Below are 15,640 nucleotides of genomic sequence, written 5' to 3' on the forward strand. Positions count from 1 at the left end.
GGCTGGGTCGAGGCCCCGGGTCCCGACCGGCGACGGGGACGGGGCGGGGCACGTCGGCCCGGAACCGGTGGAGGGGGGATCCGTGACCGCCCCGAGCGGTGCGGACGTCTCCGGGCCCGGCCCGCGCGCCGGCGGGTCGGGCCCGGAACCGGACGGGGCCGGATCCGTCGCGGATCAGTCGGTGTGCCGGACGGTTTCGGTGAGTGTCGCGTACGCCACGATGTTCGCGTCGTAGCCGCCCTCCGGCGTCCACCGGCCGCCGCAGGTGATCAGCCGCAACTGCGGCGTCCCCACCGCGCCGTACACCCGCTCGTCGGGGAACTCCGCTTTCGGGTACTGCTCGACGGCCTCCACGGTGAAGACCGCCGTGGTGTCGTCGGCCCGGTCCACCTCGATGACCTCGCCGGGCTCCAGCATCCCCAGGCCCGCGAACGCCGCCGGGCCCTCCCGGGTGTCCAGGTGGCCGACGAGCAGAGCGGCGCCGCGCTCGCCCGGCGAGACCCCGCCGGCGTACCAGGCGGCGCGCATGGCGTCCTCCTCGGCCGGGGACGGCGGACCGCCGTCCGGGTCCAGGTCCGCGCCGAAGACCTCCACGTCGGCCCGCAGCCACGGGATCCGCACCCGGGTCGGCTCGGCCCGTTCCATCCCGGGGTCGGCCCCGGGCACGACCTCGGCGCCGTCGCCGGCGGCCGGGTCCCGATCCGTGCCGCTCACCGGCGCGGCGGCGGCCCGGGAGGGGGTCTCCGCCCCCGGTGTCGGCGCGGCGGCGGCCAGCGTCACGCACAGCACCACGGAGGCCGTCGCCATCACCATCTCCAGGCCGCGACGGCGCGGGGCCAGTCGTTGCGGACGGGTCAGGCCGGTGGCGGCGAACCGCCGGGCCCGGGAGCGGGAGGCCAGCCGGCGCCAGGGAACCAGGGGCAGGTGCCAGGGCACCCGACCCAGCAGGCGGGCCCCGGCGTGGTAGCGGCGCTCCAGCCACAGGTCCACCTGGTCCAACATCCGGCGCACCCTCTCCCGAAAGGCCCGCACGCGGTCCCGCAGCACGCGGATCGGCCCCCGCCGGCGGTGTCGGGGGCGCCGGGGTTCGGGCCCGTCGGGGCCGGCGGAGCCGGGGGGCGTGGCCTCGGGGCCGGGCGGGGGCTCCGTGCCCCGGGCGGATTCCCCCGCGAACCCCGGCCCCTTCACGGGTCTCCCGATGCCCCACCGGGCGAACACGCCGCCGGCGTCGCACGTCTCGTCCGTTTCGCCGGTTCCCATCGGGTCCCACGGGCCGTCGGGGGCGGTCGCGCCGGCGGGCGTGGTGACGGCGGTCGTTCCGGGAGGTCGTCCCGTCCCGCCGGCCCCGGTCGGGCCGGTCGGCCCGGAGGACTCCGGTTCCCGGCCGGTACCGGGGGCTCCCGCCGGGGAGGTCGGTCGAACGCGCCCACGCCGGACGGCCGCTCCCGTCGGGGCGGTGGAACCGCTCGGCACGGGTGCCGACCCCGTGGCCCACTCGGTGCGGGACGGTGACACCGGCCCACCGATCGGGTCCGGTCCGGACATCCGGGCCGGGACGTCCGATCCGGGCTCCGGGGCCGCCCCTTCCGGTCCGCCCGGGCTTCCCGGTCCGCCCGGTCCTCCCGGTCCGGACGGGCTTCCCGATCCGGACGGTCCGAGGGGCCCCGCCGAGCCGGTGACGCCGAGGCCGGCCGTGCCCGACGCGGGGGCCCGCGATGCCGTGCCGGTGGGCCGGAGGGGGTCGGTTGTCCCGCCCGAAGGGGCCGACCCGGCGCGTTCGCGGGGCACGGGCGCTTCCGAGGGGGTGGGCGAGTCGCCCGACGCGTCGGCCGTCTTCGCCCGGGACGGGTCGGCCGATCCGGCGGGCCCACCCGAGCGGCCGGGATCGTTGCGCGGGCTCATCCCGTCCGTGTCGGTCCCGGTGTCGGTGACGGCCCCGACGAGGGTCGGGGTTCGGAGGGGTGGGATTCGGAGGGGTGGGGTCGGTCCGTCCGGCGTGGCCGGGGCGGTGGATGGCGCGGGATCGGCCGCCCCGACCCGCTCGTTCGTCTTCTCCACCGGCGCGATTCCACCCGTTTCGGTCGGGACGCCGGGCCTCTCGGGGGGCACGGCTCGATGTGGGGTGGTCGGCCCGTCCGGCGTGGCGGCCGACGTCTTCGCCGGCGGCGGCCCGGTCGTCTCGCGCAGCCCGTTCGGACCGTCCTGCGGGGGATCGCCACCCCTTTCGGACACGGCGGTGGCCCTCCCGGTGCCCGCCGGCCGGCCCGGTGGGGTCGGTCCACTCCACCCGGCCGAGGGGTCCCCTCCGCCCGACCGGGGCGGTTCCGCGGCGGCGGCACGGCGGAATCCGCGCCGGCCGGGGGTCCCCGGCTCCCGTAGTTCACGGAGTCGGTCCAGGCCGCCCATTCCCTCGATCCGGTCGTCGCGGTGGCGCCGCGTCAACCACGACAGGCCCCACACACCGTGCGGGACCCCGGCCATCCTCGTCATGCCGGTCATCACCCTGCTCACCCGGGCTCACCCGCGGGTTCGCCCTGTGTCGTTCTCCTCGGCGTCGTCCCGGAGGGGGACGGTCGCCCGGTTCCGCGCCGGTCCGTCGGGGTCCGGTCGGGCCGGGAGGCGGCGCGGTGCGGTCGCTGCGGTCGGGCCGGCGTCCCTGTCGCGCCGGCGGTGGTGTTCGGTCGTTCGCCCCGGCCGGTCCGTGACCGGGACGGTGCGCGAACGGTGCGGCCCGTCCGGCGTCACCCACCGCCGATCGAGCCCCGGCGACGGTCCCCGCCCGTGCCTGTCCACGGGCGGGGACCGGTCGCGCACCCACCGGTGCTCGGGGACACCGGCGGGCGATCATGGGGACGGCCGGGACGGTGTGACGTCACCGACGGCCCGCCGCCGGCTCCGGCTCCGACTCAGAAGCCGTGGCGCCCCAGCGCACGGCGGCGCGAGGTGAAGACGTACCCCAGCGCGCCCGCCGCGGCGATGCCACCGCCGATCGCCAGCGGGGTGGTGAAGTCGCCGCCCGCCGAGCCGCCGAAGCCGGCGGCGGCACCGCCGCTGGGGGTGGCGGTGTAGGTGAAGGTGCCGGTCTGCACCTGGCCGTCGGCGCAGTTGACGTTGATCTGGTAGACGCGGCCGGGCTGCAGGCCGGTGCTCCGGATCTGCCCGCGCCCCACCCACTGGCCGCTGTCGGCGCGCTGGAGGGTGATCGGTTCCCGGAGGGCGACGGAGGTGGCGCCACCGCTCGGGCGGCAGGTCGCCTTCACCGTCACCTGCGTGCCCGCGCCGCCGGAAGCCGGTGAGACGAGCAGCTTGCCGTGGGTCTCACCGCCGGCCCGCTTGCCGTCGTCGAGCACCTCATCGGCCACGGCGGTGCCGGCGGGGCCGAGGGCCATCAGGAGGGCGGCGGCGCCGGCCGCGATCCGCCCTGTGCGGGTGCGTTGTGCGGGAGTGGTTGCCCGGGTGGGGCACGTGCGGTGCATGGGACGTATGACCTCCGGGTCGATGGTCGTCACGCCGGGGGCATGACGGGCTTTCAGTGCCATGCGACCAGCGCCCTTCCCGACCCGCACCCGGAACGCGTCCCGGCGGGTGGTGCCGCTGCGCCGTACGGGTTGTCCGGGGCGTCGGCGTCACCCGTCCGCCGCGACGTCCGACGCCGTGTCCGGGGTCGACGGGAGGGGCCGGGATCGGGCCCTCGACACCGGAAGGCCCGGTCAACGGGATCCCACGCGAAGGGATTTCGGGAGCGGGTCCCGTCCGGCGACCGACGGACACGCGGGATATCCGGGGGACGGAACGGTCGACCGGAGGGGTGAACTCTCCCTCCGCGCCCCGTCGCGCGTCCCTCCGGGGCACCGGAACGCCACGGATGGGGCAAAGGGGCCGGCGACGGGTGTCCGGGACCGGCGTTCGGCGCGAAGCCGGTCGGCCGCTGCGGCGGTGTGAGGCCCCGGGCGTCACGGGCGGTGGTCACGGGGAGAGGTCCACGCCCGGGGTGTGACGTGCGGTGGTGTGGGAGGAGCGCGGGCCGGGGCGGGGGCGTGTCGGAGTGCGCGACCCGGCGGCGCGCCACGGGCCCCGGCGCCGGGACGGGGAGCGGCTCGTCCCCCCGCCCCGGAGCGCCACCGCCCGTGGCGCGCGGCCGGGGTGGTGACGCGTCATCGGCGACCACGCGGTTCCGGGGCCGGCGACGTGCCGGACCCCGACCGGTCCCCGCGTACACCGGTCCCCGGGTACACCGGTGCCCCGGGTACACCGGTGCCCCGGAACCCGGGCGGGTTCCGGGGCACCGACGGCCCGTTCGGTTCCCCGGTTCAACCGGTCACTTCAACTCCAGGTCCCGGCGCCGGAGTCCGGCCAGGCCGAGCCACAGCAGCCCGGCCGCCAGGGCGGTGAGGATCACCAGCGGCGTCCACTCCATCTCCTGCGCGGGCAGGCGCGGCACATGGGTGAACGGGCTGAGGTTGACGAGCCACTGCGGGAAGTCCAACAGCCCGCCGAGATATCCCAGTACGAACGCGCCGATCGGCAGCACCCAGGCGAGGGTGACGGCCCTCGGCGCCCAGCCGATCAGGGCGGCGGTCGCCCCGACCGTCAGCCACAGCGCCGGCCCGTACGCCAGCGAGGCGCCGAGCACGGAGCCCACCAGGTCGCCCTGGCCGAGGGTGGCGGCGCCGGTGACGCCCAGCACCAGACCACCGGCGACCAGCGCCGCCGTGCCGCCCAGCAGCGCGACCGCCAGGTGTCCGCCGGCCCAGCGGGACCGGGAGAGGCCGGTGGCCAGCAGGGACTCGGCCCGGCCGCCGGTCTCCTCGGCCCGCACCCGCAGCGAGGCGAGCACCGCGTACACGGCCGCCACGGTGGAGAGCGGGATCAGCACCATGGACACGAAGCTCTCGGTCAGCGTCGCCCCGCCGAGCTGCGCCAGGGACTCCTGGATCACGTCGACGTCGCCGAGCATCCCCTCCACCTCGCCGATCACCGACCCGTACATCGCGCCGAGCAGGGCGAGGCCGACCGCGAAGCCGACCAACAGGCCACGCTGTAGGCGCAGCGCCATCCCGAAGGGGTGGGCGAGGGCATCGGACGCCCGGGGCCGGCCGCCCCGGGCGGCCCACAGGCCGGCGCCGACGTCGCGGCGGGTGCCGAGCACGTAGCCGAGGGCGGCGAGGCCGACGGCCAGGGCGAGGCACGGCAGCAGCGGCCACCACCGGTCGTCCACGAAGGCGAAGGTGCGCTGCGCCCAGCCGATGGGGGAGAGCCAGGACAGCCACACGCCGCCGCCCGCACCGCCCTCGGCGAGGTCGCCGGTGGCGTCACCGGCGGCCCGCAGGGCGTAGGCGGCGCCCACGGCGGCGAGTGCCATCCCGGAGGCGGCCCGGGTGTGCGCGGTCAGTTGGACGGTGACGGCCGCCGCGCCCGCGAAGACCAGGGCGACGGCGGTGTGCGCCAGCCCGTAGAGCAGGGCGCCGGACGCGGTGGTGCCCTCCGTGTCGAGACCGATGAGGGAGACGGCCATCAGCAGGCCGATGAGGAGGGAGGCGATGGCGGCGGCGGCGAGCGCGGCGGTCAGCTGGGCGTGCCGGCCCAGCACGCCGGCGCGCAGCAGTTCGGAACGGCCGGTCTCCTCCTCGTTGCGCGAGTGCCGGGTGACCGTCAGGACGGCCATCAGCGCGATGAGTACGCCGGTGAAGCCGATCATCTGATGGGCGAGCATGGAGGCGTAGGTGTAGTCGGTGAGGTACTCGGCGGGGCCGGTCATGGCCAGCCCGGCGGGCCCGCTCATCGACTCGATCAGGCCCTGCCGGGCCGCCTCGTCGGCGTAGGCGCCCTCGAAGGAACCGGCGCTCGCCACCGTGCCGAGCACCAGACCGACCGCCCACGCCGCCATGCGGACGCGGTCGCGGCGCAGGGCGAAACGCAGCAGGACGCCGGTGCCGACGAGGGTCGAGCCCCGGGAGTCGTCGCGCGGGGGCGCGGGCTTCTCCAACGGCACGGGACGGGTGGCGGTCATCGCCCGGCCCCGTTCCCGCCGGTGGTGTCGGTGGCGTCGGCCCCGACGGGGGTGGCGGGGGCGGTTCCCGGCTCGTCCGGCGGGTGGGTGCCGTAGTGCCGGAGCATCAGCTCCTCCAGCGTCGGCGGGTGGCTGACCAGCGACCGCACACCGAGCCCGGCGAGTTCGCGCACGGTCTCCCCCAGGTGCTCACCGTCCACGGCGAAGCGCACCCTGCCGTCCTCGAAGCGCAGGTCGTGCACTCCGGGCAGCCGGCCGAGCCCCTCGACGGAGTCGGCGGGGGCGGCGGTCTCGGCCTCGATGGTGGTGCGGGTGAGGTGGCGCAACTCCCCGAGGGTGCCGGACTGCACGACCTTCCCCAGCCGGATGATGCTCACCCGGTCGCAGAGCTTCTCCACCTGGGCGAGGATGTGGCTGGAGAGCAGCACGGTGGCGCCGTCGGCGCGGGCCCGGGCGATCTCCTCCTGGAAGACGACCTCCATCAGCGGGTCGAGGCCGGCGGTCGGTTCGTCCAGCAGGAGCAGGTCCACCCTGGACGCCAGGGCGGCGATCAGGGCGACCTTCTGACGGTTGCCCTTGGAGTAGGAGCGCCCCTTCTTGGTGGGGTCGAGGTCGAAGCGTTCGGTGAGGTCGGCCCGTCGCTTCTCGTCGATGCCGCCGCGCAGTCGGGCGAGGAGGTCGATGGCCTCGCCGCCGGTCAGGTTGGGCCACAACTCGACGTCGCCGGGCACGTAGGCCAGGCGACGGTGGAGGGCGACGGCGTCCCGCCAGGGGTCCCCGTCCAGGACCCGCGCGCTGCCGGAGTCGGCGCGCAGCAGGCCGAGCAGGACCCGGATGGCGGTGGACTTCCCGGCGCCGTTGGGCCCGAGGAAGCCGTGCACCTCCCCGGTGCGGACGGTCAGGTCGAGTCCGTCCAGGGCGCGGGTCTGGCCGAAGGTCTTGACCAGACCCGAGATGCTGATGGCATCGGTTGCCTCTGTCATGATTTTGAGCCTACGCTTATTTCACAAATCTGTGAATACTCCGAAAGTGGAGGGCTGTCGAGGGTGTGGTGGGGCCGTCCCGACGCGCGGGAACGCCCTCCGACGCGGCGTCGGGGGCGTTCCGGTGGGGCGGGGGCGGGGGCGGGGTCAGCGGCGGGTGAGGTGGGTGAAGGCTCGCCAGGCGTCGTGGTGGATGGTGAGGGTGGGGCCGTCGGGGCGCTTGCTGTCGCGGACCGGCACCACTCCGGGGACCCCGTCGGCGACTTCGAGGCACTGCCCGTTATCCACGCCGCTGTAGGTGGATTTCCGCCATGTGTGTGACTCAATCTGCATCTTCACACTCCTTCAAATATCGCTGGATCAGTTCCAGCGATTCGGTTGGTGTCAGAGCGTTCACTTTCGCGGTGTCCATCATTTCCAGCAGTTGGCTCACCCGGGTGGGGGAATCCGTGGGTTCTCCGCTCGCGAATGACTCGACCGTTGCCACCGTGGGCCCGTCTCGCAGTGATAGCACGGTGAGGCTACCCCCGTGCATGGCGTGGATGCCGCGTGCCACGGGGTGGATCTGGATCGTCACGTGAGGGCGGTCGGCGATATCCAGTAGGAAGCGGAATTGCTCATACATCGCATCTTTCGTGGAGATTGCTCGCATCAGCGCGCATTCGTCCACCACCACCCAGTACAGGGGCGGGTCCTCCCGGTCGAAAATCCGCTTCCGGGCCATGCGCGCGTCCACGCGTGCCGCGATGCTCTCCGCCGACTCCCGGGGGAGGCCCTTCGACAGCAGTTCCCGCGCGTATTCCTCGGTCTGGAGCAGTCCCGGGATGACGCTGCTGGTGAATGCCTGGACGCGGACCGCCTCGCTCTCGCGCCGCACGATCATTCGCCCGTAGTCGGCGACCAACTCGGTCTGCGCGGTGGCCAGTAGGGACGTGAAGGGCAGGGGAGGGGTGAAGAGTTCGTCGAGTGCCCGGGCCATTTCCTCGGAGGGTAGGCGCCGTCCCCGTTCCACATCCGCGATATGGGACGGCGCGTATCGGATTCGCGCGGACAGGGCTCGCTGCGAGAGTTCGTGAACCTGTCTCAGGTTTCTCAGCTGCTGGGGAATGAGGCCGGCCGTGGTGGGCGGGGAATCGTCATGACGTGCGTCCATCGAATACCCGTTCCCTTCGGTGCTCGCGGCTCCTTTTGCGAGCACCGTAGGGCACACACACCGGGTGTTTCTCACGCATTGTTGATGTGTGACTACCGAGCGAATGAATGATTCGGATCGTCCGCCTCCATCCCTGCCCCGGCGTCGGCGGCTCACGGATGCCGAGGTGAGGGCCATGTTGGAACGCGCGCGGCTGCCCCGACCGGAGATCGACGACGCGATCGTGGCGGCCTCACTCGAACGCCTGCGCCGGGAGTGTGCCGCGCGGTGGGCGGAGGTTGACACCGGACCGCCCGTGTCGGAGGTGGCCGTGTCGGCGTTGTTCCGGGGTGGAGGGACGGTGCGCGCGGTGGATGGGTCGGGCGGGTTGGTCGAGAGCGGTGAGGACCGGTGACGTACCCGTCCGGGAATCCCCGAAAGAGGGGAAATTCGAACTCCTGGCGCATTTTCCGGAGGGGTAACGAGAAAGCGCCCGGGCGACTGTCGCCACAGTCCCCGGGCATGGCCGATCCGCATTTCAGGAATGGACTCGACATGCACCACCGTAACCGGTCCCACCGTCGGGAACGACCTGCCATTCGCCGATGGTGGGATCGCCTCGTCGGGGCGGGCACCGGCGGGCACCGCGCGGGCGGGACGGGCGCTCCCGCGCCGGCCGCCCCGGAGGCCAATCGGACACGGAGGAAACCCGGCCCGTCGTACCGTTCCCGTCCGGCGCGCCCCACCGCGCGGCCGGTTCCCCCCGACCCGGCGCCTCCCGGGCACCCCGCGCGGGTGTTCGTTCCGGCCCCCCGCCGTTCCCCGGAGAACACCGCCCGGGGCGTCGATCCCGGCATCGCCCCGGTCGGTGGGCGCCGGGTGCCCCCGGTGCGACGTCCCGCCGCCGGCCCCGTCACCCGCCTCGGTGTCCGGGCGGCGCAGTGGAAGCGGCGTGCCGTGCTGCGTCTGGCCGTGCGGGGTATCGACTGGCCCCCGCCGTCGATTCACGGCGTCCGGCAGTCCCGCCGCGTCCGGGTGGGGGTGATCGCGTGACCGCGCGATTCCCGTGCCTGCGTCGGTGTGCGCCCGAGCCGCTTCCGGGCAGTGACCGGCACGTCTGCCACCCCTGCCGCATCGGCCTGCACCACTCCTGCACCGGGCGGGAGACCCGGCGCGATCCCGAGGTGCCCGGCGTGGTCTACCTCGGGTGCTCGTGCCCGGGGTGCGACCCGGGCCCGAGCGACCCCGCGGCGGCCGGTGGGGCGTCGTGATCACGACCGGGGTGGGGCGGCGCGTCCGCGGTGCCCGCCGTCCGGGGCGGGAGGAAGAGGCGTCGTCGCCGGCCTCGTCCGATGTCCCACGCCGACCGGCCGGCGTGGTCGGGGTTCACGTCGTCGGTGGGGTGGCCGTTGGGCTCGTCGCCGGGGGCGGGCTACGGTGACCACGATGATTCCCGCCCAGCGGATGAGCCCGGCGACCCATGCCCTGCTCGGGGTCATCCGGGATTTGGACGTCCGGCTCGTCAGGGCCCGGCTCGCCGCCCGGACGACCCCGGTCGACGGCGCGCCCGTGACCGATGGGCCCGCTTCCGACGGGTCCGTGACCGGCGCGCCCGGGTTCGGGGGGTCGGCCGCCGGCGACGGCCCGGTGACGGGCGGTTCGGCGGCCGATGACGTGCGCGTGCTGGAGGACCGGCGGCGGGGCGCGGTCCGGGCCCTGCGGGCGGTGGTGGCCGGCCGGCACCCCGGGGACGCGCCGGAGGCGGTGGACGCCCGTCTCCTCGCCTGGGGCGTCGTCCCCTGAGGGACACCCCGTCCGCCGGGGCGGGGTGGACATGTCCCGGCCTTCCCCGGAGCGCGGGCCCCGGTGGGGAAGGCACTTCGCCCCGGAGCCACGGGCGCGGCCGGGGACATGCGTCTCCGCCGGTCGGGAGGGCGACGGCATCGGTTGCCTCCGGGCGGACGTCGCGCCTACGGTTGTTTCACAAATCCGTGAATACCCCGAAACCGGCGATCGGGCCGGCAGGATGCCAGCAGGGCCGCGTCCCGCCCCGCCGTCGGCGAACGGCGCGCGGTACGGACGCGATCACGGAGAGGACGGCACGTGCAGGAGGAGCGAATGGCGCCCCGGACCGAACCGGGGACCGACGCCGAGGCGGCACCGGGGGAACCCGGCGGTTCCTGGACGCCGGAGGTCGCCGCCTTCGTCGAGCGCTTCGCCGGGGACCTCACCGACGCCGGGATGCAGCGGATGGCGGCCCGGGTCCTCGCCGCCCTCCTCGCCGAGAACAGCGGTGCCCTCACCTCGGCCGAGATCGCCGACCGCCTGCGGGTCTCGCCCGGCGCGATTTCCGGAGCCGTCTCCTACCTCTCCCAGATGCACCTGCTCTCCCGCGAGCGGCAGCCCGGCACCCGGCGCGAGCGATACCGGGTCCACCAGGACGTCTGGCACGACGCGATGACCAATCGCGATCCCCTGCTCAACCGGTGGATCGGCAGCCTTCGGCAGGGCATCGAAGCCGTGGGGCCGGACTCCCCGGCCGGCCGTCGACTCACCGAGACCACGGAGTTCATGGAATTCATGCGGGTGGGGCTCAGGGATCTCATGCGGCGCTGGCAGGAACACCGGGCCGCCGCGACGACCGGCGAGTCCCCCTGATCGGGGCGGCGCCGGCCCGGGCCGGCCGGACCCCCGGGACCCCGGCGTCGGACCCACCCGGCGCCGCTCCGGTCAGACCCGTTCGGCCCGGACCGCCGGCAGCGAAAGCCGCATCGCGCCCGGCCGGGCCCGCCAGGTGCGGAGGCGCTCCGGGCCCCGGTCACCGGCGTCCGCCCGGTAGCTGAACCCCGGCCCGGAGACCGTCACCCGCTTCGCCCGCGCCACCACCGCCGGGGCCCCGCTGCCCGGCCGCACCACGACCGCCGCCAGCCCGTCCTCCGCCGACAGCGACACCTGCCGCACCGGCCGGTCCAGGTCCGCCAGCACCTTCCCGTCCGCCTCCACCCGCAGCCGCTGCGTCGGCGGCGGGGGCAGCTCGGGCCGCCGGGCCGGCCGCCACCAGGAACGCGGCGGTGGCACCGTGCTCGGTGTCGGGGCCGGGATGCCCAGCACCCCCAGCACCAGTTCGCCCGCGTCGTCCTCCAACGCGTCCACCGGCCGCGCCGGGCCGTGCAGCACCGCACGGGAGGCACGCACCGGGTCCGGCGGCACCCCCAGCGACCGCGCCACCGCCACCGTCGGCGCCGGGCCCACCGGCACCACCCCCAGCGGGTGGCCGTCCAGCTCACCGCGGCCGTGCAGCAGCCGCACCGCCCACAGCAACGCCCGGTCGTCACCCACGACCACCACCCGACGCCCGCCCCGGCGGGCCAGGGCCCTCGCCATCGAGCCCGGACGGTCCGGCTCCAGCAGGCACACCCGGGCGTCGTCCACGCCGGCGCAGAGCACGTCACGCGCGATGCGCACCGACTCCCCGTCCACACGTCTGGCGACCGGGTCGATGACGATGAGCACCTCTCCGCCTCCCGGCAGCTGTTCACCCCCGGGGCACCGGTCCCGTAAACTCTCGGTGCAAGAGCCCCTGTCGCGATTGCGTCAGGGGTTTCGTCGATCCGGGGCAGTCTGCTTGTGAGATGCCCCGCCCGGAAGGGGTGTACGCCTGTGCCCGCACTTGTGCTGCTCGGCGCTCAGTGGGGTGACGAGGGCAAGGGCAAGGCCACCGACCTGCTCGGTGGTTCCGTCGACTACGTGGTCCGTTACCAGGGCGGCAACAACGCCGGTCACACGGTGGTCGTCGGCGACGAGAAATACGCCCTCCACCTGCTTCCGTCCGGGATCCTCTCCCCGAACTGCACCCCCGTCATCGGCGGCGGCGTGGTCGTGGACCCCGAGGTGCTGCTCACCGAGCTGGCCGGTCTGGAACGGCGCGGCATCGACACCGGCAAGCTGCTGATCAGCGGCAACGCCCACCTGATCACCCCGTACCACACCACCGTGGACAAGATCAGCGAGCGCTTCCTGGGCAAGCGGAAGATCGGCACCACCGGGCGCGGCATCGGCCCCGCCTACGCCGACAAGATCAACCGGGTCGGCATCCGGGTCCAGGACCTCTTCGACGAGTCGATCCTGCGGCAGAAGGTCGAGGCGGCCCTCGACTTCAAGAACCAGGTCCTCGCCAAGCTCTACAACCGGCGGGCCATCTCGGTGGACTCCGTGATGGAGGAGCTGCTGCGGCATGCCGAGCGGCTGGAGCCGTACGTCGCCGACACCACCCTGATCCTCAACCGCGCCATCGACGAGGGCCGCGTCGTCCTCTTCGAGGGCGGCCAGGGCACCCTCCTGGACGTGGACCACGGCACCTATCCGTTCGTGACCTCCTCCAACCCGACCGCCGGCGGCGCCTGCACCGGCGCCGGTGTCGGGCCCACCCGCATCGACCGGGTGATCGGCATCCTCAAGGCGTACACCACGCGCGTGGGCGCCGGTCCGTTCCCGACCGAGCTGCTCGACGAGGACGGCGAGGCGCTGCGCCGGATCGGCGGCGAGTTCGGCGTCACCACCGGCCGCGACCGGCGCTGCGGTTGGTTCGACGCGGTCATCGCCCGCTACGCCACCCGCGTCAACGGCCTGACCGACTTCTTCCTCACCAAGCTGGACGTGCTCACCGGCTGGGAGCGCATCCCGGTGTGCGTGGCGTACGAGATCGACGGCCGTCGGGTCGACGAGATGCCGTACAGCCAGACCGACTTCCACCACGCCAAGCCGATCTACGAGTACCTGCCGGGGTGGAGCGAGCCGCTGACCGGGGCGAAGACCCTGGAGGACCTGCCGGCCAACGCCCGCGCCTACGTCAAGGCGTTGGAGGAGATGTCGGGGGCGCCGATCTCCGCCATCGGTGTGGGTCCGGGACGCGACGAGACCATCCAGCTGCGCTCCTTCCTGTGAGCGGCTGAGTCGGCCGGGGGATCGCCCGCAACCGGGGGGGGGCGGTCCCGTGGGGTCCCCGCCCCGCCGCGTTTCCGGCGGCTCCGGTGTCGGCAGGTCGGTAGCCGGAGCGGGGGAGGGGGCCACGGCCATCGGCCGATACCCGGGTGGGTTCGCCGGTACCGGGCGGAGACGTCCCCGGCGCGGCGAGCCCCGGGCACCCCCGACGCCTCCGGGGCGCCCGTCCCGGAGCCCGGGGGATCAGTCGCCGGCGCGGGTGAACTCCCACTCCTCGCCCGGGCCCTGGTGCACGGTCAGGGTGAGCCGGTCACCGTCCGGCTCACCGACCACGAAGGAGGGGAACTGCCCGTCGGGACAGTAGCCGGCCGGCTCGGCGTGGACGTTCAGGCTCGGGCCGAACATCAGCTCGTTCTTCTCCGGGTCGAGGGAGAACAGGGCGTGCTCCCAGGTGCACTCGACGGCGGTGTCCCCGTCCACCCAGTAGTCCCAGGTGGCCGACATGTCACCGGGCAGACCTTCCTCGAAGGTCAGGAGGTAGGAGCGGTTCCACTCCTCGTCCTCATACCCCCACATGCCGAGCAGCGATTCGGGCACCGCGCTGTCGGGGTTCTCCGCGCTCCCGGCGGCGACCGGCCTCAACTGCGCGGACATGTCCCGGTGGGTGTCCTCCCACAGGAGGATGTCCGTCCCGGCCTCCATGAGCAGGTGCTCCTGGTTGGAGGGGCAGGACTCGGGATCGGGGACCTCCCGCTCGCCGTCGTTGTCCACCGTCAGGGTCGTGCCCTCGGACTCCACCAGCCAGGCGGTGCCCTGGCAGTACACGGTGGGGGAGACCACCATCGAGTACACCGCCGGTTCGTCGATCGCGGAGGGGACGATGTCCAGGCGGAGGCGACGGTTGGTGGTCTCACCGTCGGCGTCCACGATCCGTCCCTCCCAGGAGCCGATGAACAGCTCGTCGACGACGTTCTCGTGCTCCTCGTCGTCGTACTCCGGGTCGTCATCCCCGGTGTCCCCGGCGTCGTCCGGGTTGTCGGCGTCCGTGCCGTCGGTGGTGTCACCGCCGTCCGCGTCGCCGGGGGCCCCGCTCCCGCCGGCGCCCTGGTCGGCGCCGGCGGAGTTCGAGCCCAGGAGGCGTGCGGTCAACGCGCCGCCGCCGACCACCAGGACGACGGCGAGCGCGACGGAGAGCATCCGGCGGTGACGGGCCGGCTTGTCCGGACCGGGAGCCCCGGCGGGTGCGGTGGGGCGCTGGGGCGGCGCGCCGAAGCCACCCGGCCCGACCGTCGGGACGCCGTATCCGCCCGGAGGCGTGCCGTACCCGCCCGGCGGAGTACCGGGTCCGGACGGGGTTCCGGCCGGGGGGCCGAAGAACCCGGCGGGGGAGTAGGGCCCGGCCGGCGGCGTTCCGCCCGGTGGGGTGCCGCCGTTCCCGGCGGCGTACGCCCCGGGCGCGTCCGGCTCGTCGGGGTCCTCGCTGTCCAGCAGGCGCACCGCCCGCTGCCCGAGCGAGGCCACCAGCGCGCCCGGCAGCCACGGCTCGCCGCCGCGCACCGGCGCCGCGCCGGTCGTGGTGCCTTCCGCCTGGTCGTCCGGCGGGGCGATGCCGGCCGCCGCCGTCCGCTCCAACAACCGTTCGACGTCCGGACGGTCGGCGGGGTCGGGGGCCAGGCAGGTCTCCACCAGCTCCCGGACGCCCTCCGGCACGCCGTCCAGGTCCTTCTCGTCCTGCACGATGCGCAGCATCAACGCGTGCACGGCGCTGCTCCCCGAGCCGAACGGACCGCGCCCGGTGGCGGCGAAGGTGAGCACCGAGCCCAGACAGAAGATGTCCGAGGCGGCCGTCAGCGGCTCGTCCCGGCACTGCTCGGGGGACATGAAACCGGGCGAGCCGATCACCGCCCCGGTCGCGGTCAACCCGGTGGTGGCGCCCTCCAACGCGCGGGCGATGCCGAAGTCGATGACCCGGGGGCCGTCCAGGGTGAGCAGGACGTTGGAGGGCTTGAGGTCGCGGTGGACCAGCCCGGCGGCGTGGATGTCGCGCAACGCCCGGGCCAGACCGTCGGCCAGAGCCAGGACCGTGCGCTCCGGCAGCGGCCCGTACTCGGCGGCCACCACCTCCTGCAGGGAGGGGCCCACCAGGTAACCGGTGGCGACCCAGGGCACCTCGGCCTCGGTGTCGGCGTCCAGCACGGGCGCGGTCCAGCGCCCGCCGACCCGGCGGGCCGCCGCCACCTCCTGCCGGAACCGGACGCGGAAGTCCGACTGCCGGGCCAGTTCGGCGTGCACCAGCTTGACGGCGACCGTGCGCCCCCGGTCGGAACGCGCCAGGTAGACGCTGCCCATGCCGCCGGCCCCCAGGCGGCCGAGGAGCCGGTACGGCCCCACCCGCCGGGGGTCCCCCTCGCCCAGCGGTTTCATCGCGGTCTCATTTCCGGGTCCCCCTCGTTGTCGCGTCGGTCCAGAGCATAAGCCGGGGTTTCGGGGCGCCGATATCCGCGATCGCACCCGGGTACCCCGGCGCGGCGCGGCGCCCTCCGCAGGTGCGGGGATCGGCGCCGGAACCGGTAC

General features: G+C 74.7%; 13 protein-coding genes. 5 read left to right on the forward strand and 8 right to left on the reverse strand.

Annotated elements, in window-relative coordinates; genetic code table 11:
* Positions 1 to 174 precede the first annotated feature (174 nt).
* From LZF96_RS12000 to LZF96_RS12025, 6 genes are all read right to left on the reverse strand, one after another.
* Positions 175 to 1,002 (reverse strand): class F sortase, encoded by an 828-nt coding sequence (locus LZF96_RS12000; protein ID WP_233870089.1) that lies wholly within the window; start codon positions 1,000 to 1,002, stop codon positions 175 to 177.
* Between the two features lie 1,904 nt (positions 1,003 to 2,906).
* The gene (locus tag LZF96_RS12005; RefSeq protein ID WP_233870091.1) at positions 2,907 to 3,539 is read right to left on the reverse strand and encodes a hypothetical protein; all 633 of its coding nucleotides are present in this window, start codon (positions 3,537 to 3,539) and stop codon (positions 2,907 to 2,909) included.
* A 779-nt stretch (positions 3,540 to 4,318) separates the two neighbouring features.
* A complete protein-coding gene (locus LZF96_RS12010) occupies positions 4,319 to 6,010 on the reverse strand; it encodes an ABC transporter permease (RefSeq protein ID WP_233870093.1) in 1,692 nt (563 codons plus the stop codon).
* Complete coding sequence (locus LZF96_RS12015; RefSeq protein WP_233870095.1) at positions 6,007 to 6,993, reverse strand: ABC transporter ATP-binding protein; 987 nt, start codon at positions 6,991 to 6,993, stop codon at positions 6,007 to 6,009. Before LZF96_RS12015 ends, LZF96_RS12010 begins: the two co-directional genes overlap by 4 nt.
* A 147-nt stretch (positions 6,994 to 7,140) precedes the next feature.
* On the reverse strand, positions 7,141 to 7,326 hold the full coding sequence (locus LZF96_RS12020) for a DUF397 domain-containing protein (protein WP_233870097.1): 186 nt from the start codon (positions 7,324 to 7,326) through the stop codon (positions 7,141 to 7,143).
* Positions 7,316 to 8,323, reverse strand: a complete 1,008-nt coding sequence (locus LZF96_RS12025; RefSeq protein ID WP_308294189.1) for a helix-turn-helix transcriptional regulator — start codon at positions 8,321 to 8,323, stop codon at positions 7,316 to 7,318. Before LZF96_RS12025 ends, LZF96_RS12020 begins: the two co-directional genes overlap by 11 nt.
* Here LZF96_RS12025 and LZF96_RS12030 point away from each other — a divergent pair.
* The 4 genes from LZF96_RS12030 to LZF96_RS12045 all read left to right on the forward strand — a co-directional run bounded on the left by LZF96_RS12030 (position 8,322) and on the right by LZF96_RS12045 (position 10,783).
* Positions 8,322 to 8,540: a hypothetical protein gene (locus tag LZF96_RS12030; RefSeq protein WP_233870101.1), complete on the forward strand. Its 219-nt coding sequence runs from the start codon at positions 8,322 to 8,324 to the stop codon at positions 8,538 to 8,540. The genes LZF96_RS12025 and LZF96_RS12030 overlap by 2 nt on opposite strands.
* A 380-nt stretch (positions 8,541 to 8,920) precedes the next feature.
* Complete coding sequence (locus LZF96_RS12035; RefSeq protein WP_233870103.1) at positions 8,921 to 9,178, forward strand: hypothetical protein; 258 nt, start codon at positions 8,921 to 8,923, stop codon at positions 9,176 to 9,178.
* A gap of 393 nt (positions 9,179 to 9,571) precedes the next feature.
* Positions 9,572 to 9,928, forward strand: a complete 357-nt coding sequence (locus LZF96_RS12040; protein WP_233870105.1) for a hypothetical protein — start codon at positions 9,572 to 9,574, stop codon at positions 9,926 to 9,928.
* 300 nt (positions 9,929 to 10,228) lie between these two features.
* A complete protein-coding gene (locus LZF96_RS12045) occupies positions 10,229 to 10,783 on the forward strand; it encodes a GbsR/MarR family transcriptional regulator (RefSeq protein ID WP_233870108.1) in 555 nt (184 codons plus the stop codon).
* Positions 10,784 to 10,855: 72 nt separating this feature from the next.
* On the opposite strand, the gene LZF96_RS12050 is transcribed toward LZF96_RS12045, so the two are convergent.
* A complete protein-coding gene (locus LZF96_RS12050; RefSeq protein WP_233870111.1) occupies positions 10,856 to 11,638 on the reverse strand; it encodes a diacylglycerol kinase family protein in 783 nt (260 codons plus the stop codon).
* A 147-nt stretch (positions 11,639 to 11,785) separates the two neighbouring features.
* Here LZF96_RS12050 and LZF96_RS12055 point away from each other — a divergent pair, with 147 nt between their 5' ends.
* Entirely contained in the window at positions 11,786 to 13,069 is a 1,284-nt protein-coding gene (locus LZF96_RS12055) for an adenylosuccinate synthase (protein ID WP_233870114.1), read from the forward strand.
* A gap of 240 nt (positions 13,070 to 13,309) precedes the next feature.
* Here LZF96_RS12055 and LZF96_RS27015 read toward each other — a convergent pair whose 3' ends face one another.
* Complete coding sequence (locus LZF96_RS27015) at positions 13,310 to 15,490, reverse strand: serine/threonine-protein kinase (protein WP_308294190.1); 2,181 nt, start codon at positions 15,488 to 15,490, stop codon at positions 13,310 to 13,312.
* Positions 15,491 to 15,640 lie beyond the last annotated feature (150 nt).

Origin of the sequence: Streptomyces sp. ST2-7A (genome assembly GCF_021390475.1) — a bacterium.
Lineage (GTDB): Bacteria > Actinomycetota > Actinomycetes > Streptomycetales > Streptomycetaceae > Streptomyces.

Coding starts and splice junctions, on each gene's coding strand:
- LZF96_RS12005 (WP_233870091.1), bottom strand. CDS start 3,539: ATGGCACTGAAAGCCCGTCATGCCCCCGGCGTGACGACCATCGACCCG.
- LZF96_RS12025 (WP_308294189.1), bottom strand. CDS start 8,323: ATGGCCCTCACCTCGGCATCCGTGAGCCGCCGACGCCGGGGCAGGGAT.
- LZF96_RS12020 (WP_233870097.1), bottom strand. CDS start 7,326: ATGCAGATTGAGTCACACACATGGCGGAAATCCACCTACAGCGGCGTG.
- LZF96_RS27015 (WP_308294190.1), bottom strand. CDS start 15,490: ATGAAACCGCTGGGCGAGGGGGACCCCCGGCGGGTGGGGCCGTACCGG.
- LZF96_RS12015 (WP_233870095.1), bottom strand. CDS start 6,993: ATGACAGAGGCAACCGATGCCATCAGCATCTCGGGTCTGGTCAAGACC.
- LZF96_RS12030 (WP_233870101.1), top strand. CDS start 8,322: ATGTTGGAACGCGCGCGGCTGCCCCGACCGGAGATCGACGACGCGATC.
- LZF96_RS12010 (WP_233870093.1), bottom strand. CDS start 6,010: ATGACCGCCACCCGTCCCGTGCCGTTGGAGAAGCCCGCGCCCCCGCGC.
- LZF96_RS12000 (WP_233870089.1), bottom strand. CDS start 1,002: ATGTTGGACCAGGTGGACCTGTGGCTGGAGCGCCGCTACCACGCCGGG.
- LZF96_RS12040 (WP_233870105.1), top strand. CDS start 9,572: ATGATTCCCGCCCAGCGGATGAGCCCGGCGACCCATGCCCTGCTCGGG.